The organism is uncultured Albimonas sp., assembly GCF_963977235.1.
Classification (GTDB): domain Bacteria; phylum Pseudomonadota; class Alphaproteobacteria; order Rhodobacterales; family Rhodobacteraceae; genus Albimonas.
The window spans coordinates 1-25250 of sequence record NZ_CAXBOD010000034.1; the positions used below are offsets into that span (position 1 = coordinate 1).

26 protein-coding genes are annotated in these 25250 nt (G+C 75.0%); 15 read left to right on the forward strand and 11 right to left on the reverse strand.

What is annotated here, in order from left to right; translation table 11 throughout:
* Positions 1 to 143: 143 nt before the first annotated feature.
* From AAC134_RS15155 to AAC134_RS15170, 4 genes are all read left to right on the forward strand, one after another.
* Positions 144 to 545, forward strand: a complete 402-nt coding sequence (locus AAC134_RS15155; RefSeq protein WP_339949950.1) for a hypothetical protein — start codon at positions 144 to 146, stop codon at positions 543 to 545.
* Entirely contained in the window at positions 542 to 2299 is a 1758-nt protein-coding gene (locus AAC134_RS15160; protein WP_339949951.1) for a methyl-accepting chemotaxis protein, read from the forward strand. The genes AAC134_RS15155 and AAC134_RS15160 overlap by 4 nt, the downstream gene beginning before the upstream one ends.
* 360 nt (positions 2300 to 2659) lie before the next feature.
* A complete protein-coding gene (locus AAC134_RS15165; protein WP_339949952.1) occupies positions 2660 to 2938 on the forward strand; it encodes a hypothetical protein in 279 nt (92 codons plus the stop codon).
* Positions 2939 to 3248: 310 nt separating this feature from the next.
* On the forward strand, positions 3249 to 4106 hold the full coding sequence (locus AAC134_RS15170; RefSeq protein ID WP_339949953.1) for a DUF1223 domain-containing protein: 858 nt from the start codon (positions 3249 to 3251) through the stop codon (positions 4104 to 4106).
* 101 nt (positions 4107 to 4207) lie between these two features.
* On the opposite strand, the gene AAC134_RS15175 is transcribed toward AAC134_RS15170, so the two are convergent.
* From AAC134_RS15175 to AAC134_RS15200, 6 genes are all read right to left on the reverse strand, one after another.
* Positions 4208 to 5215 (reverse strand): lysophospholipid acyltransferase family protein, encoded by a 1008-nt coding sequence (locus tag AAC134_RS15175; RefSeq protein ID WP_339949954.1) that lies wholly within the window; start codon positions 5213 to 5215, stop codon positions 4208 to 4210.
* On the reverse strand, positions 5212 to 6108 hold the full coding sequence (locus AAC134_RS15180; RefSeq protein WP_339949955.1) for a DMT family transporter: 897 nt from the start codon (positions 6106 to 6108) through the stop codon (positions 5212 to 5214). The genes AAC134_RS15175 and AAC134_RS15180 overlap by 4 nt, the downstream gene beginning before the upstream one ends.
* Positions 6109 to 6184: 76 nt before the next feature.
* Positions 6185 to 6889 (reverse strand): nitrile hydratase subunit alpha, encoded by a 705-nt coding sequence (nthA, locus tag AAC134_RS15185; protein ID WP_339949956.1) that lies wholly within the window; start codon positions 6887 to 6889, stop codon positions 6185 to 6187.
* Positions 6879 to 7172, reverse strand: coding sequence for an SH3-like domain-containing protein (locus AAC134_RS15190; protein WP_339949957.1), 294 nt, complete (start codon positions 7170 to 7172; stop codon positions 6879 to 6881). The genes nthA and AAC134_RS15190 overlap by 11 nt, the downstream gene beginning before the upstream one ends.
* Positions 7165 to 7506: a ScnB-like protein gene (locus AAC134_RS15195; RefSeq protein ID WP_339949958.1), complete on the reverse strand. Its 342-nt coding sequence runs from the start codon at positions 7504 to 7506 to the stop codon at positions 7165 to 7167. Before AAC134_RS15195 ends, AAC134_RS15190 begins: the two co-directional genes overlap by 8 nt.
* A gap of 214 nt (positions 7507 to 7720) precedes the next feature.
* On the reverse strand, positions 7721 to 8389 hold the full coding sequence (locus AAC134_RS15200; RefSeq protein ID WP_339949959.1) for a DUF938 domain-containing protein: 669 nt from the start codon (positions 8387 to 8389) through the stop codon (positions 7721 to 7723).
* 166 nt (positions 8390 to 8555) lie between these two features.
* On the opposite strand from AAC134_RS15200, the gene AAC134_RS15205 reads away from it, so the two are divergent.
* Positions 8556 to 9308: an N-formylglutamate amidohydrolase gene (locus tag AAC134_RS15205; RefSeq protein WP_339949999.1), complete on the forward strand. Its 753-nt coding sequence runs from the start codon at positions 8556 to 8558 to the stop codon at positions 9306 to 9308.
* 36 nt (positions 9309 to 9344) lie between these two features.
* Complete coding sequence (locus AAC134_RS15210; protein WP_339949960.1) at positions 9345 to 9641, forward strand: DUF1244 domain-containing protein; 297 nt, start codon at positions 9345 to 9347, stop codon at positions 9639 to 9641.
* A gap of 275 nt (positions 9642 to 9916) precedes the next feature.
* On the opposite strand, the gene AAC134_RS15215 is transcribed toward AAC134_RS15210, so the two are convergent.
* Genes AAC134_RS15215 through AAC134_RS15225 form a run of 3 tightly spaced genes read right to left on the reverse strand, consistent with a single transcriptional unit; the run spans position 9917 to position 12172 of the window.
* Positions 9917 to 10690, reverse strand: a complete 774-nt coding sequence (locus AAC134_RS15215; protein ID WP_339949961.1) for an SDR family NAD(P)-dependent oxidoreductase — start codon at positions 10688 to 10690, stop codon at positions 9917 to 9919.
* Positions 10691 to 10703: 13 nt separating this feature from the next.
* Positions 10704 to 11432, reverse strand: coding sequence for a DUF6134 family protein (locus tag AAC134_RS15220; protein WP_339949962.1), 729 nt, complete (start codon positions 11430 to 11432; stop codon positions 10704 to 10706).
* A 53-nt stretch (positions 11433 to 11485) separates the two neighbouring features.
* The gene (locus AAC134_RS15225) at positions 11486 to 12172 is read right to left on the reverse strand and encodes a ChrR family anti-sigma-E factor (protein WP_339949963.1); all 687 of its coding nucleotides are present in this window, start codon (positions 12170 to 12172) and stop codon (positions 11486 to 11488) included.
* 347 nt (positions 12173 to 12519) lie between these two features.
* On the opposite strand from AAC134_RS15225, the gene AAC134_RS15230 reads away from it, so the two are divergent.
* The 7 genes from AAC134_RS15230 (at position 12520) to AAC134_RS15260 (ending at position 21366) form a co-directional block, all read left to right on the forward strand.
* Complete coding sequence (locus AAC134_RS15230; protein WP_339949964.1) at positions 12520 to 13656, forward strand: NUDIX domain-containing protein; 1137 nt, start codon at positions 12520 to 12522, stop codon at positions 13654 to 13656.
* Between the two features lie 209 nt (positions 13657 to 13865).
* Positions 13866 to 14909 (forward strand): cysteine synthase A, encoded by a 1044-nt coding sequence (locus tag AAC134_RS15235; protein ID WP_339949965.1) that lies wholly within the window; start codon positions 13866 to 13868, stop codon positions 14907 to 14909.
* A gap of 3 nt (positions 14910 to 14912) precedes the next feature.
* Positions 14913 to 17786 (forward strand): DUF3772 domain-containing protein, encoded by a 2874-nt coding sequence (locus AAC134_RS15240; RefSeq protein WP_339949966.1) that lies wholly within the window; start codon positions 14913 to 14915, stop codon positions 17784 to 17786.
* A 115-nt stretch (positions 17787 to 17901) separates the two neighbouring features.
* A complete protein-coding gene (locus AAC134_RS15245; protein ID WP_339950000.1) occupies positions 17902 to 18582 on the forward strand; it encodes an alanyl-tRNA editing protein in 681 nt (226 codons plus the stop codon).
* A gap of 475 nt (positions 18583 to 19057) precedes the next feature.
* A complete protein-coding gene (locus tag AAC134_RS15250; protein WP_339949967.1) occupies positions 19058 to 19849 on the forward strand; it encodes a sterol desaturase family protein in 792 nt (263 codons plus the stop codon).
* Positions 19846 to 20553, forward strand: coding sequence for a ferredoxin (locus AAC134_RS15255; protein ID WP_339949968.1), 708 nt, complete (start codon positions 19846 to 19848; stop codon positions 20551 to 20553). The genes AAC134_RS15250 and AAC134_RS15255 overlap by 4 nt, the downstream gene beginning before the upstream one ends.
* Before the next feature lie 294 nt (positions 20554 to 20847).
* Entirely contained in the window at positions 20848 to 21366 is a 519-nt protein-coding gene (locus tag AAC134_RS15260) for a histidine phosphatase family protein (protein WP_339949969.1), read from the forward strand.
* Between the two features lie 231 nt (positions 21367 to 21597).
* Here AAC134_RS15260 and AAC134_RS15265 read toward each other — a convergent pair whose 3' ends face one another.
* On the reverse strand, positions 21598 to 22077 hold the full coding sequence (locus AAC134_RS15265; RefSeq protein ID WP_339949970.1) for a MarR family transcriptional regulator: 480 nt from the start codon (positions 22075 to 22077) through the stop codon (positions 21598 to 21600).
* A 340-nt stretch (positions 22078 to 22417) separates the two neighbouring features.
* Positions 22418 to 22609 carry a DUF1674 domain-containing protein gene (locus AAC134_RS15270; RefSeq protein WP_339949971.1) on the reverse strand — a complete coding sequence of 64 codons (192 nt, stop codon included), beginning with the start codon at positions 22607 to 22609 and terminating at the stop codon, positions 22418 to 22420.
* A gap of 122 nt (positions 22610 to 22731) precedes the next feature.
* Between AAC134_RS15270 and htpX the strand changes: the two genes are divergently transcribed.
* Entirely contained in the window at positions 22732 to 23751 is a 1020-nt protein-coding gene (gene htpX / locus AAC134_RS15275; protein WP_339949972.1) for a zinc metalloprotease HtpX, read from the forward strand.
* A gap of 22 nt (positions 23752 to 23773) precedes the next feature.
* Positions 23774 to 25219, forward strand: coding sequence for an RsmB/NOP family class I SAM-dependent RNA methyltransferase (locus tag AAC134_RS15280; RefSeq protein WP_339949973.1), 1446 nt, complete (start codon positions 23774 to 23776; stop codon positions 25217 to 25219).
* Positions 25220 to 25250 lie beyond the last annotated feature (31 nt).

The following is a 25250-nucleotide window of genomic DNA, read 5'->3' on the forward strand; positions in this document are numbered from 1 at the left end:
CGGGCGCCCCGGCGCGTCCGCTGCGCGGCCGCGACCGCCCCGCCCTGCGTCCCCGCCGAGGCGGCGCCTGGCGTTGGAGGGGCGTTAGCGGCTTTTTCACCAGAGGCAGGCGAAGAGGGGCGTGAATTGCGCCGGAAACGCCGATGCCCCGAGTCGATGTCCTCTCCGATCTTTCCGCCGGCAGGCCCCCCGCGCCGGGCGCCGGGCGTCGCCGCCGCGCCGCCGGTTGGCTGGGGCTCGGGGCGCTGGGACTGCTCGCAGGGCTGGGCGGACCGACCGCCGCCCTGCTCGCGGCCCGCGCGGGGGACCCGCAGGCGGGCGCCCCGGCCGGCGGCGACCCGGTGCTGGCGATCGTCGCGCCCTGGACCGACGTCGAGGCTGTGGTCGCGCAGGCCTCGGGGCGGGGGATCTCTCCGATTTCCGCCCCGCTGGCCGCGCTGGCCGTGGGCGAGGGCCCTGATTTCCCTGAAAGACTGAAGGCCGCGGGGGCGTGGCTCGTCCTCGACGGCCGCCTGCTCGCCGAACTCTGCGGAGCTGCTGGATGACCCATATCGACGCCAACGGGCACGCGGCCGGCCACCCGGGCCCGGCCTTCGCCCTTCCCTTCCTCAGCGGCCACGGGGGCCTGGACGAGAGCCGAGCGCGCATGACCCGGGCGCTGGGCTGGCTGAACTGGATGCATGTGCCGGTGCTGACCGCGGTCATGCTGGCGATCGGCGGGCCGGCCCTGTGGCTCGGCGGCCTGTCGCTGGCGATGTGCCTGCTGACCGAGGGGGTGATGCGGGCCGACGCGCGGATGGGGCGGCTGGCGCTGGCGATCTCGCTGATCGGCCAGTGCGCGCTGTTCGTGGGCGGGTTCGCCGGCCACCCGTGGCAGGTCGACACCCACATGTACATCTTCGCGATGCTGGCCTTCATCGGCGCGATGACCGACCTGACCGCCCTGCTGACCGCCACCGCGGTCATCGCCGTGCACCACCTGGCGCTGAATTTCGCCATGCCCGCGCTGCTGTTTCCCGGCGGCGGCGACCTGGGCCGCACCCTGTTCCACGCCTGGATCGTGGCGCTCGAGACGGCGTTGCTGGCGGTGATGGGCCAGGAGCAGGTGCGCCTCGACGCAGCCGCCCGTCGCGACCAGGTCCGCGCCGGCAAGGAGGCCGAGGCCGCCCGCGCCGCACAGGAGGCCCGCGTCCAGTCCGACCAGGACAACGAGGCCCGGCGCGAGCGCAGCGCCGCGATGATGGACCGCCTGTTCCGCGAGATGGTGGACCAGGGCGTGAAGGGCGACTTCTCGGGCCGCATCTCGGAGCGGATCGAGGAGCCGGTCCTCAAGCGCCTCGCCGACGGGCTCAACCACCTCTACGGCGAGCTCGACCAGGTCTTCGACGAGCTCGAGAGCCGGCTCGGGGCGCTGGCCGACGGCAACCTGACCGCCACGCGCGAAAAGGCGCGGGAGGGACGCTTCGGCCTGATCCAGACCCGGCTGCGCCAGACCGCGGGGCAGCTCGCGGAACTGGCCGGGGGCATCGCCTCGGCCGTGGACCGGGCGCGGGACGCCTCCGACGACATCGAGCGCAGCGCCGACGCGGTCGCCGGACGGGCCGAAAGCCAGGCGGCCTCGCTCGAGGAGACGGCCGCGACGATGGAGGAGATCTCCTCGACCGTCGCCTCCTCGGCCGAACGGCTGGGCGAGGCGGAGAAGCTCGCCGCCGAGATCACCCGCCGCACCGCCACCGGCGAGGGCGCCGCGCGGGAGGCCGTCTCGGCCGTCGGCCGGATCGAGGAGAGCTCCTCCAGGATCTCGGACATCATCTCGGTGATCGACTCGATCGCCTTCCAGACCAACCTGCTGGCCCTGAACGCCGCCGTCGAGGCCGCCCGCGCCGGCGAGGCCGGCAAGGGCTTCGCGGTCGTCGCGGCCGAGGTGCGGACCCTGGCCCAGCGCAGCTCGGACGCGGCCAAGGACATCGCCGGGCTGATCGAGGAAAGCGCGGGCCACGTCGGCGAGGGCGTGCGCCTGGTGCAGCGCACCGGCGAATCGCTGGGCAAGATCACCGGGGGCATCGACGACCTCGCGCGGGTCATCGGCGACATCGCCACCGCCGGGCGCGAGCAGTCGCAGGGCGTCTCCGAGGTCAACTCCGCGGTCAGCCAGCTCGACAGCGCCACGCAGGAGAACGCCGCCGCCGCCGAACGCGCAGCCTCCGCCGTGCGCCAGTTGCGCGGGGAGATCAGCGAGCTTTCGGACCTTGTCGGCCGTTTCGTGTTCGAGGCCGAAACCGGCCGCCGCGTCGCCTGACGGCGCCGCTTCGGGGCGCCGCCCGCCGCCCGCCGCACTCGGCCCGCCCGGCGCCCGCGCCGGACGCGGCGGCGCCAGAAACATCCGCCGCCCCGATGCGGGGCGGGCTTCGCCCCAGGGCGCCGCGCCTCGGGCGCGGGCGCCCCGCCGGCCGGGATCCGGGCCGCGCACGACCGCGCTGCCCACGACCGCGCTGCCCACGACCGCGCTGCCCACGACCGCGCTGCGCTGCAAAATTCGCTGGATCGCGCGCCAGGGTCGATGACAGGATGACGACACCGCCCCCTCCGGGTCCGTGCCGCGACGCACGCCGGAGCCCCGGCGCAAGTCAGTGAAGGAGACGCCGACGCAGGAGCCCCGATGACCCAGACGGTCGACCCCGATTTCCGCCGCCAGCTCGAAGGCTGGTCGCTCGCCACAGCCGAGATCGTATACCGCATGCCCGACGCGCGGTCCCTGCTGCAGACCTATCTCTGGCAGGACTACGATCTCGCCCCAGATTTCCCGCGCCTGCGGGACTTCCTCGATTTCTGGACGCGGGAGCTCGACGGCCCCCTGCATTCCGTGCGCCTGTCTCACGCCCGCCTGCTCGGCCCGCGCGAGGTCCGCTACCGCAACCACGAGATCCTGTTGCACTGACCCTGCGCCCTCGCGCCGGTCGGCGCGAGGGCCCTCCGACCCTGCCGAGCCGGCGCGCCGCGTCCCGATCGCTCCGCGGCTCCTGCCCCTTCCGCTCCGCGGCTCCTGCCCCGGCCGCGCCGCGTCCCTTTCCCCCGCCGCGCCGCGCGTCTCGCCCCCGTCGCACCGCGACCCTTGCCCCCGTCGCACCGCGACCCTTGCCCCCGTCGCACCGCGTCCCTTGCCCGGTCGCGCGCCCTCTCGCAGGGTTGACTCGCCGGCCATCGCCGGCACGGCTACGGTCACGTCCGTATCCTGCCGGAGGTTCCGAATGCGCGTCCGATCCCGCCGTCCCGTCCGTTCCCAGCCCGCCCTGCGCGCGGGTCCGGGCCGGGTCCTGCGGTCGATCCGACGCGCGGTCGCGACGGCGCTCTCCGCGCTGCGCCGCCCGGTCGGCCTGCGCGAGGGGGCGCGCCTCGCCGCGCTGCCCCTCATTGCGGCGCTGGTCCTCCTCGCCCCGGCGCGGGCCGAGGATCGCTCCGCCCCCCTGACGGTGGTCGAGCTGTTCACCTCGCAGGGCTGCTCCTCCTGTCCGCCGGCCGACGAACTGCTGGCGGAGCTCGCCGCCCGCCCCGACGTGCTCGCCCTGTCGCTGCACGTGGACTACTGGGACTATCTCGGCTGGAAGGACGCCTTCGCCATGCCCGCCTTCACCAAGCGGCAGGTGGCCTATGGCGAGGCGGCGGGCGCGCGCTCGGTCTACACGCCCCAGATCATCGTGCAGGGCGGCGAGCGGATGGTCGGCTCGCACCGCGACAAGGTGCTCGCCGCCGTCGCCGCGGCCGCCGAAAGCCCGCGACTGGCCGCGATCAGCATCCGCGACGCCGACGAGGGGCTCGAGGTCCGCGTCCGCCCCCTCGTCGCGGGCGCCCCCGGCGGGGTGCTCTGGTTCGTGACCTTCCACAACCCCGAGCCGATCCTGATCCCGAAGGGCGAGAACGCCGGCCGCGAGGTCGCCTATCGCAATGTCGCCCGTTCGTGGATGAAGCTCGGGCGCTGGGACGGCGCGGCCGAGGCCGTCTACGCCGCCCCCGCCCCCTCGGGCGAGGCGCCCGGCGCCGGCGTCGCGGTGATCCTCCAGCAGGGCTATGTCGGTCCGGTGCTGGCCGCGGCCCGCCTCGCGCGATAGCCCGCGGCCCCCGCGCCCGGCCCGCCACGCGGCGCGACGCAGCCAAGCCCGCCCGCAGGGCGCCTGTAGTCCGCTCCCCGAAACCCGCTCCCCGAACCCGCTCAGCCGCCCTCGCCGCGGGCCGCGCGGATGCGGGCGCCGCGCGGGCGGGTCTTCCAGCGCCGGTGCAGCCAGAACCACTGCTCGGGCCAGGCCTCGATCCAGGCGCCGATGCGGGCGTTGACCTCGGTCATCATCGTCTCGGCGTCGGTCCGCGCGATCTCGTCCTCGAACCGGACCGAGAACCGCCCGTCCGCCAGCCGCAGCCCCCGGGCGGGGATCAGCGCCGCGTCGAAGCGCAGCGCCAGCTCGGCCGCGGCCAGCGCGGTCTCCGCCTCGCGCCCCAGGAACGGGATCAGCGGAGAGCCGGTCTGCCGCTGGTCCACCAGGATCAGCGCCACCCCCTTGCGCGCCACGTGGCGCAGCAGCGCGCGGGTGCCGTCGCGCCCCTTGTGCAGCACCGGCGTGCCGGCGTGAGAGATCATCGACCGCGACCAGTCGTCGAACAGCGGGTTGTTGAACGCCCGGTAGATCAGCGCGCAGTCGCGCCCCGACCCGGCCTGCCCAGAGCCCTGCCCGGAGCTCTCTCCAGAGTCCTGCTCCGAGACTGGCCCCGAGACTGGCCCCGCGACTGGCCCCGAGGCCTGCCGCACGGCCAGCCGGATCGCCTCCCAGTTGCCGAAATGGCCGGTGACCAGCACCGCGCCGCGGCCCGAGTCCAGCGCCGCCAGCAGGGGACCGGCGTCCTCGATCACGACCCGCCCGGGGTCGGCGGCGATGCGGTCGAGGTTGAGGTATTCCACCGCCACGCGGGCGAAGTGGCCGCAGACGTCGGCGGCCAGCGCCCGCGCCTCGGCGCGGCTCGCCTCGGGGCGCACCAGCGCCAGGTTGTCGGCGACCCGCTTCACCAGCCCAGGCCACAGCGGCCCGATCACCCGGCCCGCCGATTGCGCCCAGGCCTCGCCCGGCGCGGCCAGCGAGATCGCCTGCACCAGGCGCGCGGCCCCCATCTCGATCCGGTCCTGCGCCCGCCGGTGCAGGGGGCGGGGACGCTGCGACGCGCCGCTCATCGGCTCGTCTCCGCGCGCACCCGCTCGCGCCACCAGACATAGAGGCCCGCGCCCACCACCACCGCGGCCCCGGCCACGGTCCATCCGTCGGGGAAGTCGCCGAACACGATCAGCCCCCAGATCGCCGAGAACACCAGCCCGAGGTAGCTGATCGGCGCCACCGTCGAGGCCGAGGCGCTGCGCAGCGCCAGGATCATCAGCATCTGTCCCGCCCCTCCGATCACGCCGAACCCGGCCATCACCAGTCCGTCCTGCCACGAGGGCGTGGACCAGTAAAAGGGCACGACGAGGCTGGAGCAAACCGCCCCGCCCAGCGCGGTGTAGAAGAACGGGGTCCAGGGGCTTTCCTCGTCGCCCAGCCAGCGGGTGGCGATGGCGTAGGAGGCGTAGAAGAACGCCGCCGCCAGCGGCAGGACCATCGCCGGCGTGAAGACGTCGGTCCCGGGCCGGATGATGATCATCGCCCCCACGAAGCCGATCGCCACGCCGGTCCAGCGGCGGGGGCCGACCTTCTCCTTGAGCAGGAAGAAGGCGAGGATGGTGATGAACAGCGGCGCCACCTCGAAGATCGCCACCGCCTCGGCCACCTGCATGGTCTGCAGCGCCGTGAAGAAGCACATCGTCGCCCCGAACGGCAGCAGCGCCCGGATCGCGTGCAGCCCGGGGCGCGAGGTCCGCGCGATCGTGCCCAGCCGCGGAGCCAGCAGCAGGAACGCCCAGAACGCCTGGCTGGCGTAGCGCGCCCAGACCACCATCACCGGGTCGTGACGCTCGACCAGCCACTTGGCGATGACGTCCATGGTGGTGAAGAACACCAGCGCGCCGACGTAGAGGAGGATCCCGCGCAGCTCCAGGGCCCGCGCGTCGGCCCCCGGAGCGGAAGGGGCGGTCATCCGCGGGCGAGCGCCCGAAGAAGCGAGCGGCGCGGCCCCGGCCGGGGGCAGGGCGCCGACAGGGGCAGGGCGCGGGTCATCCGGCGGCGGCCGCCTCGTTCGCTCCGGACACGCGCGGCACGGCGACCCCGATCATGCAGTCGCGGTCGACGAGGGCGGCGAGCCGCTCCTCCGACCAGCCCTCGGTCCCTTCGGGCCGGGCGGGCAGCACCAGATAGCGCATGTCGGCGGTGGAATCGTGGACGCGCACGGTGACTGCCTCGGGCAGGTCGAGGCCGAATTCCGAGAGCACCCGGCGCGGCTCGATCACCACGCGCGAGCGGTAGGCGCGCTGCTTGTACCAGTCCGGCGGCAGCCCCAGCAGGGTGCGCGGGTAGCAGCTGCACAGCGTGCAGACGATGACGTTGTGGGTGTCGGCGTCGTTCTCGACGACCACCAGCTTCAGCGCGTCGATGTCGGCGCCGAGCTCGCGCGAGGCGGCCGAGCCGTCGGCCAGCAGCCGCGCCTTGTAATCGGGGTCCGTCCAGGCGCGGGCCACCACCTTCGCGCCCATGGCGGGCGAGCGGGCGTCCATCCGCGCGATCGCCTCGGCGATCTGCGCTTCGGTGAAGACGCCCTTCTCGACCAGCAGTTCGCGCACCGCGATCTCGAGCGCCTGCGCCTCGGTGAGGGGGGCGTCCTGATCGGCGCGGTAGGGGTGGCCGGAGGGGCTCATCCCCTCGTGGCTGTGCCCGCGCCCGTGCCCGTGCCCGTGGTCATGGTCGTGATGGTCATGGGGCATCGGTCGTCTCCGCGTCCGCGACCGGCTCCAGCCAGTGGGCGTAGATCTCGGCGTCGAGCGTGTCGTCGGGGCGCTCGGCCTCCTCGCCCCACAGCTCGCGCATGGTGAAGCGCACGCGCAGCAGGGGTTTCGTCTCGGCGGGCAGGCCGTAGGCGAGCTGCTCGGGGTTGGCGAATTCGCCCAGGCGCCGCTCGATCACGCCGGTCTTGCCGCGCAGATACCACGGCGCGCGCAGGTGGAAGCCTCTGGGCCGCCAGTCCTTGACCCGCACCCGCTCAGCCATGGTCGGCCCCCAGCGAGGCCTCGCCATAGGTGGTTCCGCGGGCCTTCACGGCGGCGAGCTTCTCGGCGAGCTCGGCGGGGGTGAAGGCGCCGGCCTCCACCAGGTTGCGGGTCACCGATTCGATCCAGCGCTCGTAATAGGTCTTCGTCTCGAAGGCCTCGGGGCCCATGTCCTCGAGCACCCGGCGCAGGCCGTCGACGGTGAACATGCCCTTGCCGGTGGCGAGCGTCATCAGCGCGTCGACGCGCTTCTCCCACAGGGCGAAGTCGTGCTGGGAGAAGTCCATCTCCCCCGCGGGCAGGCCGCCCATGTCGTGCCAGGATCGTTCGGTCATGGGCCGAGGCTACGCCGGCCGCGCGGCGGCGCCAAGCCCGTGCGGGCGCCCGCGGCCGCAGACCGGCAGGGGGCCCCGGGTCCGGAGGCGTGCTGCGGGCCCGGGCCGGAGGCGGCGACCGCGCGTCAGGGGACGAGGCGGCGCCGCTTGCGGCCGCGCGCCGCCCCCGGCACGCCTCCCGCCCGCCCACCCCGGCGCGCCGGGGGCGGCGCGCTCAGCGGGCGAAGACCAGCGCCAGGTTGTTCGCGGGCATCTCGATGCGCCGCTCCAGCGTCAGCCGGTGCAGGGCGGCCAGCGCCACCACGTCGGCCAGCGGCCGCACCCCCCACTCCGGATCCCGCTCCTGCAACGCGCGGTCGAAGGCGAGGTTGGAGGGGGCGGCGCCCGCCGTCTCGAGGAACGGGCCGTAGAGGATCAACCGGCCGCCCTCGCCCAGCGCCCGCGCGGCGCCGGCGACGATCCCCTCGGCCACGCGCCAGGGGGCGATGTGGATCACGTTGGCGCAGAACACCGCCCGCAGCGGTCCGTGGGTCAGCGCGGTCGCCGCCGACCAGTCGTCGGTGGCGTCGATCCGCATCGGCTCGGCGAGGTTCGCCAGCCCCTCATGGGTCCGCCAGGCCCGGATCGAGCGCAGGTGCACGGGGTCGGGGTCCGAGGGGATCCAGGTCATCCGCGGCAGCGCGCGCGCGCCCGCCACGGCGTGCTGGCCGGAGCCGGCGCCGATCTCGAGCAGGGGGCCGGCCTCGTCGGCCAGGACCTCGGCCAGCATCCCGGCGATGGGACCGGCGTTGCGCAGGGCGGCGGGGGCGACGAGACGCTCGGCGGTCTCGTCCTCGTAGCCGGGGCGGGAGCGGGCGGGATCCTGGGCAGCGGGGTCGGTCATCGGGGGGCCTCCATCAGGCGCGATCGAACGCCTCGCGCGCGGCGGGGTCAAGGGGGCGGGGTCAAGGGGGCGGGGGCGCAAGGGGGGCGACCCCGCTTCCCTTGCCACCCTCGCCTTGGCGCCTATGCTCGCGGGCGTTTCCCGGACCGGAGTTCCCATGCCCTCCATGCCCGCCTTCGAGCTGGTCAATCCCGACGGCGATCCCTCGGCGCTGCTGCTGTGCGACCATGCCGCCAACACGGTGCCCGCGGAGGTGAACGGCGGCGACCTGGGCCTGCCGGCAGAGGACATGGCCCGCCACATCGCCTATGATGTGGGCGCGCGCGGCCTGACCCTGAAGCTGGCCGAGCGGCTGGGGTTTCCCGCGGTGCTCTCGACGTTCTCGCGGCTGGTGATCGACCCCAACCGGGGCGAGGACGATCCCACGCTGATCATGAAGCTCAACGACGGCTCGGTGATCCCGGCGAACCGGGGGGTGGACGCGGCCGAGACGCAGGCGCGGCTCGACGCCTGGCACCGGCCCTATCACGCCGCGATCCGCGCGCAGATCGACCGGGCCGAGGCGCGGGGCGTGCGCCCGGCGCTGATCTCGATGCACTCGTTCACCAAGCAGTTCCGCGGGCGGCCTCCGCGGCCCTGGCATGTCGGCGTGCTGTGGGACGAGGACGGTCGCCTGCCCCTGCCGCTGATGGAGATCCTGCGCGAGGAGCCCGACCTGGTGATCGGCGACAACGAGCCCTACACCGGTGCGCTGGCGGGCGACTGCATGTGGACCCACGGGACCCTGCGCGGCCTGCCCAACGCGCTGATCGAGGTGCGCAACGACCTGATCGCGGACCCCCAGGGCGAGGCGATCTGGGCCGAGCGTCTCGCCCCGATCCTGACGCGGGCGCTGGACCGGATGCGCGCAGGCGCCTAGATGCGCAGGATCCGCCGCGGATCCCTGGAGGACGCCATGGACGACGCCACCCGAACCGAGCTGGAAGCCGCCGCCTTCCGCCGCCTGCGCGATCACCTGCGCGAGCGGACGGACGTGCAGAACATCGACCTGATGAACCTCGCCGGCTTCTGCCGCAACTGCCTGAGCCGCTGGTACCAGGAGGCCGCCGCCGAGCGGGGCCTCGAGATGACCAAGGACGAGGGCCGCGAGATCGTCTACGGCATGCCCTACGACGACTGGCGTGCGCAGCACCAGACCGAGGCCGCGCCCGACACGCAGGCGGCGTTCGAGAAGTCCCGCCCCGAGCACTAGGGCCTCCGCCCGCCGCCTGAGGTCCGCTCCGCGGCCGCAGGCGGCCGCGGAAGCGCCGCGTCGAGGGCGCGCCGGTGGCCACGCTCCGCCCGCGGCGCGACGGCGAGGACGGCGCCGGGTTGCGACCCGCGCCAGGCGCGCAACGCCCGCCCTGCGCCGCGGGCGGCGCCTGGAAACGGGCGTGCGCGGCGTCGCGGCGCTCTCGTTCGGGGGCGCGGCGTTGAGAAGGGCGAGGGCGGGACCCGGGCGAGGCCCGCGCGCCGGGGCGCGAGGGGTCAGGCGGTCAGGCGCCGCCAGGCCTTGAAGTAGAGCTGGTTGGGCAGCCGGTTCAGGATCCGCAGGAACCACACGAAGCGCCCGGGAAAGGCGATCTCGAACCCCGGGCGGGCGAGGCCGTCGGCGATGCGCTTCGCCGCCTCCTCGGGCTGCATCAGGAACGGCATCTCGAAGTCGTTCACCGCCGTCGCCTCGGTCTCGACGAAGCCGGGGTTGATCACCGAGATCCGCACGCCGAGGTCGATCAGGTCCAGCGCCAGGCTTTCGGCCATCGCGATCAGCCCGGCCTTGGAAGCCGAATAGGCCGCCGCCTGCGGCAGCCCCCCATAGCCCGCCACCGACGCCGTGATCGCCAGATGCCCCGAACCGCGCGCGATCATCGCCTTCATCGCCGGATCCAGCGCATTGACCACGCCCCCGAGGTTCACGTCGAAGGTCTTGCGGGCCCTGGCCGCGTCGAAGGCCTGCGCGCGCATCGGCAGGTAGACGCCCGCGTTCAGGATCGCCAGCGCCAGCGGGCCCTGCGCCTCGATCTCCCCGACCACGCGGGCCATCGCCTCGGGATCGGTGACGTCGGCCGGGCGCGGGATCACCCGACCGGGCCCCGCGATCAGCGCGATCGCCTCCAGCTTCTCGGCCGAGCGGGCGGTGGCGTGCACCGTCCACCCGCGCGAGGCCAGCTCCAGCGTCAGCGCCCGGCCGATCCCGCCCGAGGCGCCGGTGATCCAGACCGAGCCGTCCTCGGGCCGCTTCACCTGGTCGAAGACGTTCATCGCGTCCCGCTCCTCACCCGGCCCACAGGGGCGCCAGCGCCGGCGCGGACTCGAGCGCGCGGAACTGCGCCGTCGCGCCGCCCGCGTCGAAGGCGCTGCCCATCCACTCGCCGCGCGCGTCGTAGAACAGCGCGAGGTCGATGTCCCCCGAGACCTGCCAGCGCTCGACCGCCAGCGGACCCGAGGGGCCGGGGATCTCCGCGGGCCCGGCCTTCGCGACCGAGACCGACAGCGGCCGCCCGGTCTGGGTGCTGATCCAGACGCCGCGGTCGAGGAACGCGGGCGTCCAGTAGGTGGTGGTGGCCGCCTCGTCGGGCAGCTCCCCCGACCAGGTCCCCGAGGACACCAGCCGCCCCCCCTCGCGCCGCACGCGGGCGACCTCCTTCGCGCCATCGTCGTTGGTCTCGCCGTCGAGCGACACCAGCCGCCCGCCCTCCCAGCGCTCGGCGCTGTCGAGCTCGTAGCGGTAGGCGCCGATGCCCAGCACCTTGACCAGCAGGCGCACGCGCACCGTGACCTCGAGCGCATCGCCGTTGCGGGTGACGGTGGTGGTCTGCCGGCCGATCGGGCCGCCGTCGCGCAGCACCTCGAAGCTTCGCGCGGCGGTTCCCTCGGCCGCAAGGCCGACGCGGGGCAGGGCGAGGCCGGCGCCGGCCACGAGGCCTCCGGCCAGCAGGGCGCGCCGGGTCGGGGCGCGGAAGATCGGCGCGCGGGGCGCGCGCGGGTTCGCTCGGCGGGTCATGGCGACCTCCGTTCGATGGGGGGCGGGTCGGAGCGCGCCGGGGCGCCGCGGCCTCAGGACAGGTAGTTCAGCACCCGCGACAGGCGACCGGTGAAACGCATTTCGCCGGTCATCACCACCAGGCAGATGCAGGTCTCGTCCCCGACGATGCGGGGGCGATGGTCGTCGTCATCCGTGGCCACCGCCACGTCGCCGCGGCCCAGGGTGCGGCCGCGGTCCTCCATCAGCCCGCACAGCACCAGCGTCGTCTCGACGCCGGTGTGGGTGTGGGCGAAGATCGGCGCTCCGGGACGGGCGCGCAGCAACGAGACCTCCTCGTGCGCGTCGCCGAACCCCTCGAGGATGTGCTCGGACAGGCCCGGCAGCAGGCGCTTCCAGGCGACGCCCTCGGGGGTCGAGCCCGGACCCGCGCCCAGCGCCGCGCGCAGCGGCGCGGGGAACGGGTTGCCGGGGTCGGGCGCAGGGGCGGGGGCGGGGGCAGGGGCCTCGGCCGCCTGCGCCTTACGCCCCTCGCGGTCCAGACGCGCCAGCATCGCATCGAGCGAAGGCGGCGCCTCGGCTTTCAGTCCGGGCACGTCGCCGGCCAGCAGGGCGCCGCCCAGCCGCTCCAGCTCGGCCACCTGCCGGCGCCCGGCGGGGTTGAAGGTCAGCTGCGAGGCGACCAGCAGGGACAGGCCCGCCGGCAGGGAGCCGGCGGCGTATTCCGCCAGAAGCGCATCGTCGGGAAGGCTAGGCATCATCCAGTCGTCCGTCCGCGAGGCCGGCCGCATCGGCCGCGCCCCGTCGTCAAGTTCCATCCAGGCCGCGTCGCCCCGACCTCGGGGCGCGCGCGGCGTTGCAGGGAGCCTGCCGCGCAGACCCTGATCCTGCCACCTCCGGCGCCCGCGGCAAAGACCTCCGCCAGACGCCCGGCCTGCGACAGGACCCCGCTCCGTGTCCGGCGCGTCCTGCATTCCTGTTCGCCCTGTGTTACGTGCCCCGGCGCGGTTCGGTTCACCGCGACGCAAAGCTTTTCGCCCCCCTCGCCCGAGGGCCGGGCGCAGGGCGGCGCCCGGGCGCGATCCCCGGTCATGGACGGAGGACGGCGATGGCCGGCAGGGCGGTGTTCTTCTACGGGTCTCTGCGCGACCCCGAGCTGTTGTCGGTGGTCCTCGGCCGCCCCTGCGGCCAGATCGCGCTGAGCCCCGCCCACCTGCCCGATCACGCCGTGCGCCAGGTCGCCGGCGAGAACTTTCCCTGCGTGGCCCCCACCCCCGGCGCCGAGGCGCAGGGCGAGCTCGCCCACGACCTGACCGAGGCCGAGGTCGCCCGCGTCGGCTTCTTCGAGGACGACGAGGAATACGAGCTTCGCCCCCTCACCGTGCGCGACGACACCGGCGCGCCGGTCGAGGCGCTGGTCTGCTTCCCCCGCGGCCCCACCACCCCCGACGGTCCCTGGCGGTTCGAGGACTGGCCCGCGCCCGAGCGCGCCCTGATGATCGAGTGCGCGCACGAGATCATGGCCCTCTACGAGGACGGGGTCGACTGGTCCGACCTGACCCTGTGGCCCGGCCTGAAGGCTCGCGCCGCCGCCCGCGCGCGGGCCGGCCGCGCGCCCTCGACCGCCTTTCCCGGCGTCGACTTCTCCCGCGACGCGGTGCGGACCGAGCGGCTCGACCGCCCCTACGCCTCGTTCTTCGGGGTCGAGGAGCATCACGTCTCCTTCCCCACCTCCGACGGCGGCCGCTCGCCGGTGGTGCGCCGGGCGGTCTGGGCCTCGGGCGACGCGGCGACGGTGCTGCCCTACGACGCCCATGCCGACCGGGTGCTGCTGGTCACCCAGTGGCGCGCCGGCCCCCACGCGCGGGCCGACGCCCGCCCCTGGCCGTGGGAGGTCATCGCCGGCCGCCTCGACGCCACCGAGGCCCCCGAGGAGGCCGCCCGCCGCGAGGCGCAGGAGGAGGCCGGCCTGCTCATCGGCCGGGTCGAGCCCGCGGGCGCCTACTACACCTCGCCCGGCACGCTGGCCGAGTTCGTGACCTCCTTCGTGGGCGAGGCCGACCTCGCCTCGGCCGGCGGCGCCGGCGGCCTGGAGGAGGAGGCCGAGGACGTGATCTCGGCCGTGCTCGACTTCGACGCGGCGATGGCCGCGGTCGATCGGGGCGAGGTGAACTCCTCCCCCGCGCTGATCTCGCTGATGTGGCTCGCCCGTCACCGCGACCGCCTGCGGGCGGAATGGCGATGAGCCCCGCGGCCCGGGGGGGAACCCCGGAGGCGCCCGCGGGGGGGGAATCGCCGCGCCGGGAATTCACGCCTGTCCATGTGAAATAATTTGTTCCCCGGCCCCCGTCGTCAAATCCCCGACCCCGTCCTTGCGCGCGTGGCGTCCCGCGTCTAAGTCCCAGACGTAGGCCCGCCCTGCCCCGGCGGCGCCCGCGGATGAAGGAGCGCGAGATGACCATTCGCAAGGACCTGGCGGCCGCCGTCGGGAACACCCCGCTGATCCGGCTCAACCGCGCCTCGGAGGCCACCGGCTGCGAGATCCTGGGCAAGGCCGAGTTTCTCAACCCCGGCCAGTCGGTAAAGGACCGCGCCGCGCTTTTCATCATCAAGGACGCGGTGAAGAAGGGCCTGCTCGAGCCCGGCGGCACCATCGTCGAGGGCACCGCGGGCAACACCGGCATCGGTCTGGCGCTGGTCGGCGCCTCGATGGGCTTCCGCAGCGTGATCGTCATTCCCGAGACCCAGTCCCAGGAAAAGAAGGACATGATCCGCCTCGCCGGCGCCGAGCTGGTCGAGGTCCCCGCGGCTCCCTACCGCAACCCCAACAACTACGTGCGCTACTCCGGCCGCCTGGCCGAGGCGCTGGCGAAGACCGAGCCGCATGGCGCGATCTGGGCCAACCAGTTCGACAACACCGCCAACCGCCAGGCCCATATCGAGACCACCGGCCCCGAGATCTTCGAGCAGACCGGCGGCAAGGTCGACGGCTTCATCTGCGCAGTGGGCTCCGGCGGCACGCTCGCCGGCACGGCCCAGGCCCTGCGCGAGCGCAAGCGCGGCGTGAAGATCGGCCTCGCCGATCCCGACGGCGCGGCGCTCTACCACTACTACAAGCACGGCGAGCTGAAGTCCGAGGGCTCCTCGATCACCGAGGGCATCGGCCAGGGCCGGATCACGGCGAACCTCGAGGGCCTGTCGGTCGACATGCCCTTCAACATCCCCGACGCCGAGGCGCTGCCGGTGATCTTCGACCTGCTCGAGCATGAGGGCCTGTGCCTGGGCGGCTCGTCGGGCGTCAACATCGCCGGCGCGATCCGCATGGCCAGGGAGATGGGCCCCGGCCACACCATCGTGACCATCCTGTGCGACTACGGGACCCGCTACCAGACCAAGCTCTTCAACCCCGCCTTCCTGCGGGAGAAGGGGCTGCCCACCCCCGCCTTCCTCGAGCGCGCGCCCAGCGCCCTGCCCGAAGTCTTCGCCGAAGACGCCTGAGCCATGCGGCGGGCCGGCCAGCCGTCCGCGGATCCCGCCGCCCGCCCGCAGGCGCGGGCCGCGGTCCTGCGGGCGCTGGCGGTCGCGCTGCTGATCGCGCTCGGCGGCGTCCTAGGGCTCGGGCTCGGGCCCTCCCCGGCGCGCGCGCAGGGCTCCCCGGCGGTCGAGGCCGCCGGCGACGCCGCGCAGGCCGCAGGCGAGGCGGTCGAGGCCTTCGCCTCCGACAACCCCTCGGGCCCTCATTTCACCCCTCCCCGCGCCGCCCCGGCGGCCACGCCGCAGGCGGTCGAGGCCGACCAGGGCGCGGTCGACTCCCGCCTCGACGCCTGGTCGGAGTTCGCGCACAACGCCGAGTCCGCGCTCGCCGACGGCAGCGCCACCACCGCCCAGTACGAATCCATGCGCGCCGAGCTGGTCCACCAGCGCGGCGAGGCCTCGAGCACCGCCGAGCGCCTGCGCGCCGCCGTGCAGCCGCTGGCCGCCCAACTCGAGACGCTGGGCGCGGAAGGGGGCGGGGAGGGAAACGGCGAAGGGGTCGCCTCGCCCCGCGCCGGCGCCGGCCTCGACGAACTGCGCTCGGAGCTGCAGAGCCGCGTCGACGCCCTGGAATCCCGCGCCAAGCGGGCCGATCTGGCCTATTCGCGCGCCGACTCGCTGGTGCGCGAGATCGACGAGCTGATCCGCCGCCGCCAGGTCGAGGAGTTCCTGACCCTCGGCCCCAGCCCGCTGCTGCCCTCGACCTGGGCGCCGGCGCTCTCGGAGGCGCTGGACCTGCTGCGCAGCCTGGGGCGCGAGACGCTGCAGGTGGCACAGGACCGGATCGACCGCGGCGCGCCGCGGCTGGTGCCGACCGCGCTGATCCTGCTGGCCGCGGCCGTCGCGCTGCTGGGCGGCGCCCTGCAGGGGCTGGCGATCGTGCGCCGCCGGCTGGGCTTTGGCGCCACGCGGGGGCGTCGGGCGCTGGCCGCCGCGCTGGCGCTGGTCGCGCGGCTCGCGGCGCCGGCCATCGCCATCGTGCTGCTGCGCGGCGCGCTCTCCCAGGCTGAGCTGCTGGGCCCGACCGCCGAGGTGGTGGCCGACCACATCGCCTCGGGGCTGGTCTCCTTCGCCATCGGCTACGCCATCGCCGGCGCCTGGTTCTCGCCGGGCACGCCGGCGCTGCGGCTGTCCTCGCTCGACGACGCGGCGGCGATGCGCGGCTTCCGGCGCTCCACGCTGCTGGCCCTGACCATGGGGCTGAACGTGGCCGTGGTGCGGGCGGGCGAGGCGCTGGACCTCTCGCCGGCCTCGCTGGCCGTCGGCGCCTTCGGGGTGATGCTGCTGGGCGCGGCGGCGATGTGGCGGCTGGCCGACGTGCTCTCGCCCACCCCCGGGCCCGAGACCTCGGGCGCAAGCGGCGAGGCCGCGGCCGAGGGCGACGAGGACCCCGGCTTCACCCACCAGGACGAGGACCCGCTGGCCGAGAGCCTGCAGTCCGCCGCCACCGTCGGCCGGCGGCTCGAGGGTCTGGGCGCCTTCTCCCTGCGCGCCGCCGCGGTGGTGGCGCTCGCCCTCTCGGCGGCCGGCTACTACGCCGCCGCGCAGCGCCTGTTCTACCCCGCCGCCGCCACCCTCGGGATCGTCGGCGCCGGGCTGATCCTGTTCTCGCTGATCCGCGAGTGGGTGGAGGCCGCGCTCGAGAACCGCACCGCCGACTCCGGCGGCCTGCGGCTGCTGACGGTGCTGTTCGGGTTTGTGATCACGCTCGCCAGCCTGCCGGTTCTGGCGCTGGTCTGGGGCGCGCGCACCGCCGACATCGGCGAGGCCTGGCGGATGGCCTCCTCGGGCGTGGACGTGGGCGGCGCGACCCTGACCCCGATGGTCTTCGTGACCTTCGGCGTGGTGTTCGCGCTGGGCTACGCGCTGACCCGCCTGCTGCAGGGGGTGATGGCGAGCTCGGTGCTGCCCAACACGCGGCTGGACGCGGGCGCGCGCTCGGCGATCACAACCGGGCTGGGATGGACCGGGATCACCGCCGCGGCGCTGGTGGGGATCGCGGCGGCGGGGCTGGACCTGTCCAACATCGCCATCGTCTTCGGCGCGCTGTCTGTCGGCATCGGCTTCGGCCTGCAGGCGATCGCCTCGAACTTCATCTCGGGCATCATCCTGATGATCGAGCGGCCGGTGAAGGTCGGCGACTGGATCCTGGTCGGCGGCACCCATGGCGTGGTCAAGCGGGTGGCCGTGCGCGCCACCGAGATCGAGACCTTCGACAAGACCGCGCTGATCGTCCCGAACTCGGAGCTGATCTCGGGGCGGGTGGTCAACTACACCCACAACAACGCGGTCGGCCGGCTGATCCTGAAGGCGCCGGTGGCCTACGGGACCGACCTGAAGGGGGTGCAGAAGCTGCTGCTCGACATCGCGCGCAAGGATCGCCGGGTGCTGCGGTATCCCGCGCCGATGGTGCTGATGACCGGCTTCGGGCCGAGCGCGATCGAGCTGGAGCTGCGCGTGATCCTGCGCGACGTGAACCAGATCTTCGACGTGCAGACCGACCTGTTCTTCGAGATCGACCGCCGCTATCGCGAGGCGGGGATCGAGATCCCCTACTCCCAGAACATCATCACCCTGCGCGAGCCCGAGCGCATCGCCGCCGCCTTCCGCGGCGCGCCCCCGCCGACCGACGAGGGGCTGGCGATTCCCGATCCGACCCGGACCGGCGGCGCGGCGCCCGAGCCTGCCCCCACGCCTGCCCCCGCGCCTGCGCCTGCGCCCGCGCCCTCCCGCCGCCGGGCCGCGACGCCCTCCGCGACGAAGGGGCCGGCCGGCCCGGGCGTCGCCGGGGACGGGGACGGCGGCGGTGGCGGGGGTGGCGGCGGCGACGGGGGGCGCTAGTCTGCGCGCCAGCGCAGATCCCGGAGAGGTCCCGATGCCCGCCCCCACGCCCGCCCCCACGCCTGCAGAGACGCCCGAGCCCGCCCAGCTGCCCCTGTGGCAGGGCTATCCCTACATGTTCGAGGGCCCCGCGCGGGTCGTCTCGGTGACCGGGGAGGGGGCGGTGATTCTCGACCGCCCGCTGTTCTACCCCGCCGGCGGCGGTCAGCCCGGCGACACCGGCGAGCTGCTGTTCGAGGGGCGCGCGATCCCGGTGCTCGACGCGCGCAAGGCGGACAAGGGGGTGGCGCTGATCCTGGCCGGGGGCGAGACCCCGCCCGAGGCCGGCGCCGCCGTGGTCCAGCGCCTCGACGAGGCCCGCCGGCGCGCCCACATGCGCATGCACACCGCGCTGCACCTGCTCTCGGTGGTCATTCCGCTGCCGGTGACCGGCGGCCAGATCACCGCCGAGAAGGGCCGGCTCGACTTCGACATGCCCGAGGCGCCCGAGGACAAGGCGGCGCTGGAGGCGCGGCTCAACGCCCTGGTCGAGGCCGACCACCCGGTCACCGACGAATGGATCACCGACGCCGAGCTCGAGGCCAACCCGGGCCTGGTCAAGACCATGGCGGTGAAGCCCCCGATGGGGTCGGGCCGGGTGCGGCTGGTGCGGATCGGCTCGCCCGAGGCGACGATCGACCTGCAGCCCTGCGGGGGCACCCACGTCCGCTCCACCGGCGAGATCGGTCCCCTGCGCATCGGCAAGATCGAGAAGAAGGGCCGCCAGAACCGCCGCGTCTCCCTGACCTTCGCCTGACGGGCCGGCGCCGGGTCTTGCGTATCCGATGCTGCGCCCGGTCGGACCTGTCGGGCGCTGCGCGCCCGAGGCGGCCCGCCCGGGCGCCCCCTCGGGGGCCCGGGATCGACCGGTCGCTTGGCTCTCGGACGTGGGGGCGGCGCGGCAGAGCGACGTCGCTCATGAACAATGGGCCGGGGGCTATCGGGGGGATGTCTCGCGCCGCAAGGGGGGCGCGGATGCCGGCTCATGGGCGACGCCTGCCGCTCAGGGGCTCACGGGCCTGAGGATCGCGACGGGCCTCTGTCAGGGTCCCGACGCTTCGGTTCTGCAGATGGACCTGCGATCCGCCGCTCCGGGGCGCCGCACCGGCGGGCAGGGTCCGCCAGGCCGCGCCTGTCGCCGCTCCCGAGCGAAGCGGCGCGGCGCCGCGAGCGTGAGGCCCGCAAGCGCGCCTCGCGATTGACGCGACGCGGTCGCGCGGCGATGCAGGGGGATGAGTCTTGAAGTCCTCCTCCGTCTCGGCCTGTTCCTGGGCATCCTCGCCGTCATGGCCGGCTGGGAGGCGCGCGCCGCCGCGCGGCCCGCCGCCCTGCCCAAGGCGCGGCGCTGGGCCACCAACGGAGCGGTGGCGGCGCTCGACATGGTCGTGATCCGACTGCTGTTCCCCGCCGCGGCGGTGGGGGCGGCGGTGGACGCCTCGGCGCAGGGCTGGGGGCTGTTCAACCTGCTCGGCGCGCCGGGGTGGCTGGCGGGGATCGTCTGCCTGATCGTCCTCGACCTCGCCATCTGGGGCCAGCACGTCGCCTTCCACCGCATCCCGCTGCTGTGGCGCCTGCACAAGGTCCACCACGCCGACCGCGACGTCGACGTCTCGACCGCCCTGCGCTTCCATCCGCTGGAGGCGACGCTCTCGATGCTGCTGAAGGTGGCGCTGGTCTATGCGCTGGGCGCGCCGGCCTGGGCGGCGCTGGCCTTCGAGGCGCTGCTGAACGGCTGCGCGATGTTCAACCACTCCAACATCGCGCTGCCGGGGGCGTGGGAGGGCCGGGTCCGCCGCATCCTGGTCACGCCCGAGATGCACCGCATCCACCACTCGGTGATCCGCGACGAGCACGACACCAACTTCGGTTTCTCGGTCAGCTGGTGGGATCGGCTGTCGGGCCTCTACTCCGCCCGGGCGCGGGGCGGCGAGGCGGGGCTGCGCCTGGGGCTGGCCGAGCACCAGGACGCCGCCCCTGGCCGCCTGGGCTGGACCCTGGCGCTGCCCTTCCGCCGCCAGCCATGACCCCGCGGTTCGAGGCCCTCGCCCGCGCCGCCGCGGCCCACGGCCTGCGCGCCGCCGCCTTCGCGCCCGAGCCGGCCGAGACCCCCGGCGCCCCCGCCGGGGCCGGCGTGCTGCTGGCCGCCGACGGCGGAACCTGGGCGCGGTTCGGGGCCTCGCCCGAGGCCTCGGACGGCCGGCCCGATCCGCTCGACCGCTGGTCGGCGCGGGTGGCGGGGGCGCTGGCCGCGCGTTTCGGGGGGCGGGCGGTGCTGCCCGGCGACGGCCCGCCCTGGGCGCCGTTCCTGGCCTGGGCGCTGCGGGCGGAGCCGGCCTGGCCCTCGCGCCTCGGCCCGCTGCTGCAGGCCGAGCGGGGGCTCTGGGCCTCCTGGCGCGCGGCGCTGCTGTTCGAGGCGCTGGAGGGGGCCCCGCCGCCCCCCGAGCCCGGCCCTCGCCCCTGCGACGCCTGCGCCGCGCCCTGCCTGCAGGCCTGCCCCGTGGGCGCCTTCGCCGAGACGTCGGCCGGTCCGCGCTATGACGTCGCCGCCTGCGCCGCCCACCTCGAGACGCCCCGGGGCGCGCCCTGCCGGGCGCGGGGCTGCCTCGCCCGGCACGCCTGCCCGGTGGGGCGCGCGGCGGCCCATGGACCCGAGCAGGCGGCCTTCCACATGGCCGCCTTCCTCGACGCCCGACGGGCGGAAGCGGCGGACAGGGCGCAGGGAGCCTGATCCGCGGCGCCGGCGGCGACCGGGGGGCGCTCGCCGGCCGCGGGGGCGGGCGAGGCCCTCCCCGATCTCGGGGTCCGCGCCGCCGCCGCTGCGCCCCGTTGCGGCGCCCCGTTGCGGCGCCCCGTTGCGGGGGAGCGCGGGCGGGGGAGCCCGCCGAGCCGTCTCGGGAACGTCAGGGCGTCGGGGCAGGGGGGCGCGACGCGGGGCGGTGGACAGGCGCGGGCGCCTGGGCCAGAAACGCGGCCGCGCCATCGCCGGCGCCGGCTCCGCCTCCATGGCCACGAAGGATCACCGATGCCTCGCCTCGTGCTGTTCCGCCACGCCAAGTCCGCCTGGGACGATCCGGACCTGCCGGACATCGACCGCCCGCTCGCCCGCCGCGGGCGGCTCGCCGCCACGCTGATGGGCGGCTACCTGGCCGAGGAGGGCCTGGCCCCCGACCTCGTCCTGCTCTCGCCGGCCCTGCGCACGCGCGAGACCTGGGCCCGCGCCGCCGCCGCGGCCGGGTTCGAGCCGCCCGCGCGGGTGAAGATCGTCTCCGATCTCTACATGGCCGATCCGCAGACCGCCCGCGCGATCCTCGCCGAGGAGGGGGGCGAGGCCGCAACCGTCCTGGTCCTGGGTCACGAGCCGGGGACCGGCGCCCTCCTGCGTCGCCTGCACGACGGACGGGCCGAGCCGCCCCTGACCCGCGCCTTCGAGAAATTCCCCACCGCCGCCGTCGCCGCGCTGGACCTGCCGGGCCCCTGGTCGCAGACCGCCTGGGGCGAGGCCGCCTTCGCCCTGTTCGCCGCTCCCAAGGATCTGGTCTGAGCGGCGCCGCAAACCGAAAGGCGCGCGACGGGAGATCCCGTCGCGCGCCCCGGCCGGCCGTCGGCCCGCCCCCCGGCGGCCTTCGGCGGCGTTCCTGCTCCTGGTGCGGCGGTCCGCCCGCCCGAAAGGGCCGGAGCCCCCCGGCGGTCCGCCAGACGGCTGCGGCCCCAGTCGGTTGAGGCCCCAGACGGCTGAGGCGCCAGACGGCTGAAGCCAGAACCTTGCGGCGGTCTACTCGGCCGCGTGGGCGAGAGGCCCGCGGCGGCGGGTCAGCAGTTCGAAGCGGTGCGCGGGAAAGGGGGCAGACTCCTCTGCGGCCTCCTCGCGCTCAAGGATCAGGGCCTCCGCCTGCCGGCACAGCTTCTCGATCGCGCCCTCGAGCGTGGCCCGCTCCTCCGCGCTCAGCGCCTGCAGCAGGTAGGTCTCGCGGTCGCGCACCTGGCGCTCGATCTCCTCGAGCGCGTCGGCGCCCGCCGGGGTCAGGCGCAGGATCTTGATGCGGCGGTCGGCGCGGTCCTCGGTGCGACGGATCAGGCCGCGATCCTCGAGCGACGAGGCGGCGCGCGAGATGGCGACCTTGTCGAGCCCCGTCTGCTCGGCGATGGCGCGGGTCGGCTGCGCCTCGGCCTCGCCGGTCGCGGCCAGCACCCGCCATTCGTCGCGACTGAGCCCATGCGCGTCGGCGTAGACCTGGCTGATGGCCGCGGACATCCGCGCGGCAAGCCGCGCTATGCGAAATGGCAGAAAGGCCTGGAGGAGCATCGGTCACGTCCCTCATTCTTGTCGTCTCAAGAATGACCATAGGGGCGGCCCGACGGTTTCGCCTTGACCTACATCAAACGTTTTTCTGTGGCCCGAAGGCCCTCTTGCGCCCGGATTAAATCCATGAAGGAAACAGAATGCGGCGCCGTGCGCGCAAGGGCGTCGCCCTGCGGGTGAACGCCGCCTGACTGTCGACAGATCAGCCCCGCGCCGGCCTCCGGGGCGGCGCTCGGTCCGGAGGCGTCCCGCCCCTGCGTCCGGCCTCCGGACGGCGACTCCGGGCGCCGACTCAGAAATCCGAGACGATTCCCTTCTTCTCCCAGTCGCCAAAGCGCGTGGGTTCGGGGCCGTCGCGGCCGCCCAGCTCGGGGGGCAGGGGCGCGCGCCGGGCCTCTTCCTCCCGTCGGGCGGCGGCCTCGGCCAGCGCCCGCTCGGCGGCGGCGCGCAGCCGCGCCTCTTTCTCGCCGGTCCCGTCCGCCATATATCTTCTCCCAAGCCGCCTTTGGCGCGCGCCTCGCGCCTCCCCCGCCACATAGTCCGGGGAGGCGCGGGCCGCAAACCCGGGGCGACGCGGACCCTCAACGCTGCGCGGACGAGAACGCCATGAACTACGTCAAGACGGCGATGCTGCTGGCCTTCCTCACCGCCCTGTTCATGGGCGTGGGCTTCCTGCTGGGCGGCGCCTCGGGAATGATGATCGCGCTGGTCGTCGCGATCGGCATGAACGCCTTCGCCTACTGGAACTCCGACACCCTGGCCCTCAAGGCCCACCGCGCGAAGCAGGTCGACGCCGCCACGGCGCCCGAGCTGCACGCCATGGTGGCGCGGCTGGCCCGCAACGCCGGCCTGCCGATGCCCAAGGTCTGCGTGATCGAGACCGACCAGCCCAACGCCTTCGCCACCGGCCGCAATCCCGACAACGCCGCCGTCGCCGTCACCACCGGCCTGATGCGCAGCCTGTCGCGCGAGGAGCTCGCCGGCGTGATCGCCCATGAGCTCGCCCATATCCGCAACCGCGACACGCTGATCATGACCCTGGCCGCGACGGTGGCCGGCGCGATCTCGATGCTCGCGCAGTTCGGCCTGTTCTTCGGGGGCGGCGCGCGGGACGAGCGCAACCCCCTGGGCCTTGTCGGCGTGATCGCCGCGGCGCTGTTCGCGCCCTTTGCGGCGATGCTGATCCAGATGATGATCTCGCGCACCCGCGAATACGCCGCCGACCGCGCCGGCGCGCAGATCTGCGGCGATCCGCTGGCGCTGGCCTCGGCCCTTCGCCGCATCGCCGGGGGCGGCAAGGCCCGGGTAATGGAGAGCGCCGAGCGCGATCCCGCCACCGCCCACATGTTCATCGTCAACCCGCTCGCCGGCCGCGGCGCCGACAGCCTGTTCTCGACCCACCCCGCCACCGCCAACCGCGTCGCCGCCCTCGAGGCGATGGCCCGCGAGGGGGGGCGCGCCCCCGCCCACCGCGCCGCCCCCGCCGGCTGGAACCCGCTGTCGCCCGAGGAGGAGACGGTCGAGGCCGGCGCCCCCGACGCCTCCCGCCCCGGCCCCGCCGACGCCGTCCGCCAGGCGCCCACGCGCATCCCCCGCTCCGGCGGCCGCGCCGGACCCTGGCGCTGAACCCCGAGGATCCTTCCCGACCGTGACGAACCCTCCCCGACCGCGCCGCAAGGGCGACCGTCCCCGCGACGCCGCCCCCCCGCGCGAGGCCGCCGCCCGCGCCGCCACGATGTCGGACGCGACCTCCGACGCGACTCCCGGCGCGCCGGGCGACCCGGACGCCGCCCCCGCCCGCGACAAGCCCGTGCGCCCCCATGCCGAGCGGATCGAGGCCCTGCGCCTGCTGACCGGCGTGCTGGAGGAGCGTCGGCCCCTGCCCGACCTCGCGGCCTCGGCTCCCGACCTGCCGCCCTCGATCCGTGCCCGCGCCCTGCACCGCGCCTCCGAGACGCTGCGCCGGCTGGGCCAGGCCGACGCGGTCCTCTCGCGCTATGTGCGCCGCCCGCCGCCGCCGCCGGCCCGCGACGCGCTGCGCCTCGCCACCGTTGAACTCCTGCACCTCGACGAGGCCCCCCACGCGGCGGCCGACGGCGCCGTGGCCGCCGTGCGCGCCCAGCCGGGCGGCGAGCGTCTGACGGGCCTTGTCAACGCCGTCGCCCGCCGCGTGGCCGCAGAGGGCGCCGCCGCCTGGGCCGCGCGCGACCCCGAGCGCGACGGCATGCCCAACTGGATGCGCGGCCGGCTGTCCTCGGCCTGGGGCGCCAAGGCGGTGCGCGGCATCGCCGCCGCCCACCTGCTGGCCCCGCCCGCCGACCTGACCCCGCGCGATCCCGCCGGCGCCGCCGACCTCGCCGCCCGGCTGGACGCCGAGCTGCTGCCCACCGGCTCGCTGCGCCTGCGCGGCCGCGCTCAGCTCACCGCTCTGCCGGGGTTCGAGACCGGCGAGTGGTGGGTCCAGGACGCCGCCGCCGCCCTGCCGGCGCGGATGCTGGGCGCGGTCGCGGGCCTGCGCGTCCTCGACCTCTGCGCGGCGCCGGGGGGCAAGACCCTGCAGCTTGCCGCCGCCGGGGCCCATGTCACCGCGCTCGACATCTCCGGCCCGCGACTGGCGCGGCTGCGCGAGAACCTCGCCCGCACCGGCCTCTCGGCGCAGATCCTGGCCGACGACGCCCTGCACTGGACGCCCGAGGCGCCGTTCGACGCGATCCTGCTCGACGCCCCCTGCTCGGCCACCGGCACCGGGCGGCGGCATCCCGACATGCCCCACCTGCGCGCGGACGACCTCGACCTCGCGGCGCTGACCGCGTTGCAAGACCGGCTGCTCGACCGCGCCTTCGGCTGGCTGGCGCCGGGGGGGCGGATGGTCTTCGCCACCTGCTCCCTGCTGCCCGAGGAGGGCGAGCGGCGGGCCGAGAGCTTCCTCGCCCGCACCCCCGCCGCCACGGCGCTTCCGGCCGACCCGCAGGCGCTGGGGATCCCGCCCGAATGGGTCTCCGCGGCCGGATTTCTTCGCACTAGACCGGATTTCTGGCCACAGTCCGGGGGTTTGGACGGGTTTTTCGCCGCAGGTTTCCTCAACAGGCCGTGACACGCCCGGCGACGCAGGCCATGTTGCGCCG

What these genes read in the sequence shown, in the direction of transcription:
- AAC134_RS15155 (WP_339949950.1), top strand. Translation starts at nt 144, where the DNA reads ATGCCCCGAGTCGATGTCCTCTCCGATCTTTCCGCCGGCAGGCCCCCC.
- AAC134_RS15160 (WP_339949951.1), top strand. Translation starts at nt 542, where the DNA reads ATGACCCATATCGACGCCAACGGGCACGCGGCCGGCCACCCGGGCCCG.
- AAC134_RS15165 (WP_339949952.1), top strand. Translation starts at nt 2,660, where the DNA reads ATGACCCAGACGGTCGACCCCGATTTCCGCCGCCAGCTCGAAGGCTGG.
- AAC134_RS15170 (WP_339949953.1), top strand. Translation starts at nt 3,249, where the DNA reads ATGCGCGTCCGATCCCGCCGTCCCGTCCGTTCCCAGCCCGCCCTGCGC.
- AAC134_RS15175 (WP_339949954.1), bottom strand. Translation starts at nt 5,215, where the DNA reads ATGAGCGGCGCGTCGCAGCGTCCCCGCCCCCTGCACCGGCGGGCGCAG.
- AAC134_RS15180 (WP_339949955.1), bottom strand. Translation starts at nt 6,108, where the DNA reads ATGACCGCCCCTTCCGCTCCGGGGGCCGACGCGCGGGCCCTGGAGCTG.
- nthA (WP_339949956.1), bottom strand. Translation starts at nt 6,889, where the DNA reads ATGCCCCATGACCATCACGACCATGACCACGGGCACGGGCACGGGCGC.
- AAC134_RS15190 (WP_339949957.1), bottom strand. Translation starts at nt 7,172, where the DNA reads ATGGCTGAGCGGGTGCGGGTCAAGGACTGGCGGCCCAGAGGCTTCCAC.
- AAC134_RS15195 (WP_339949958.1), bottom strand. Translation starts at nt 7,506, where the DNA reads ATGACCGAACGATCCTGGCACGACATGGGCGGCCTGCCCGCGGGGGAG.
- AAC134_RS15200 (WP_339949959.1), bottom strand. Translation starts at nt 8,389, where the DNA reads ATGACCGACCCCGCTGCCCAGGATCCCGCCCGCTCCCGCCCCGGCTAC.
- AAC134_RS15205 (WP_339949999.1), top strand. Translation starts at nt 8,556, where the DNA reads ATGCCCGCCTTCGAGCTGGTCAATCCCGACGGCGATCCCTCGGCGCTG.
- AAC134_RS15210 (WP_339949960.1), top strand. Translation starts at nt 9,345, where the DNA reads ATGGACGACGCCACCCGAACCGAGCTGGAAGCCGCCGCCTTCCGCCGC.
- AAC134_RS15215 (WP_339949961.1), bottom strand. Translation starts at nt 10,690, where the DNA reads ATGAACGTCTTCGACCAGGTGAAGCGGCCCGAGGACGGCTCGGTCTGG.
- AAC134_RS15220 (WP_339949962.1), bottom strand. Translation starts at nt 11,432, where the DNA reads ATGACCCGCCGAGCGAACCCGCGCGCGCCCCGCGCGCCGATCTTCCGC.
- AAC134_RS15225 (WP_339949963.1), bottom strand. Translation starts at nt 12,172, where the DNA reads ATGATGCCTAGCCTTCCCGACGATGCGCTTCTGGCGGAATACGCCGCC.
- AAC134_RS15230 (WP_339949964.1), top strand. Translation starts at nt 12,520, where the DNA reads ATGGCCGGCAGGGCGGTGTTCTTCTACGGGTCTCTGCGCGACCCCGAG.
- AAC134_RS15235 (WP_339949965.1), top strand. Translation starts at nt 13,866, where the DNA reads ATGACCATTCGCAAGGACCTGGCGGCCGCCGTCGGGAACACCCCGCTG.
- AAC134_RS15240 (WP_339949966.1), top strand. Translation starts at nt 14,913, where the DNA reads ATGCGGCGGGCCGGCCAGCCGTCCGCGGATCCCGCCGCCCGCCCGCAG.
- AAC134_RS15245 (WP_339950000.1), top strand. Translation starts at nt 17,902, where the DNA reads ATGTTCGAGGGCCCCGCGCGGGTCGTCTCGGTGACCGGGGAGGGGGCG.
- AAC134_RS15250 (WP_339949967.1), top strand. Translation starts at nt 19,058, where the DNA reads ATGAGTCTTGAAGTCCTCCTCCGTCTCGGCCTGTTCCTGGGCATCCTC.
- AAC134_RS15255 (WP_339949968.1), top strand. Translation starts at nt 19,846, where the DNA reads ATGACCCCGCGGTTCGAGGCCCTCGCCCGCGCCGCCGCGGCCCACGGC.
- AAC134_RS15260 (WP_339949969.1), top strand. Translation starts at nt 20,848, where the DNA reads ATGCCTCGCCTCGTGCTGTTCCGCCACGCCAAGTCCGCCTGGGACGAT.
- AAC134_RS15265 (WP_339949970.1), bottom strand. Translation starts at nt 22,077, where the DNA reads ATGTCCGCGGCCATCAGCCAGGTCTACGCCGACGCGCATGGGCTCAGT.
- AAC134_RS15270 (WP_339949971.1), bottom strand. Translation starts at nt 22,609, where the DNA reads ATGGCGGACGGGACCGGCGAGAAAGAGGCGCGGCTGCGCGCCGCCGCC.
- htpX (WP_339949972.1), top strand. Translation starts at nt 22,732, where the DNA reads ATGAACTACGTCAAGACGGCGATGCTGCTGGCCTTCCTCACCGCCCTG.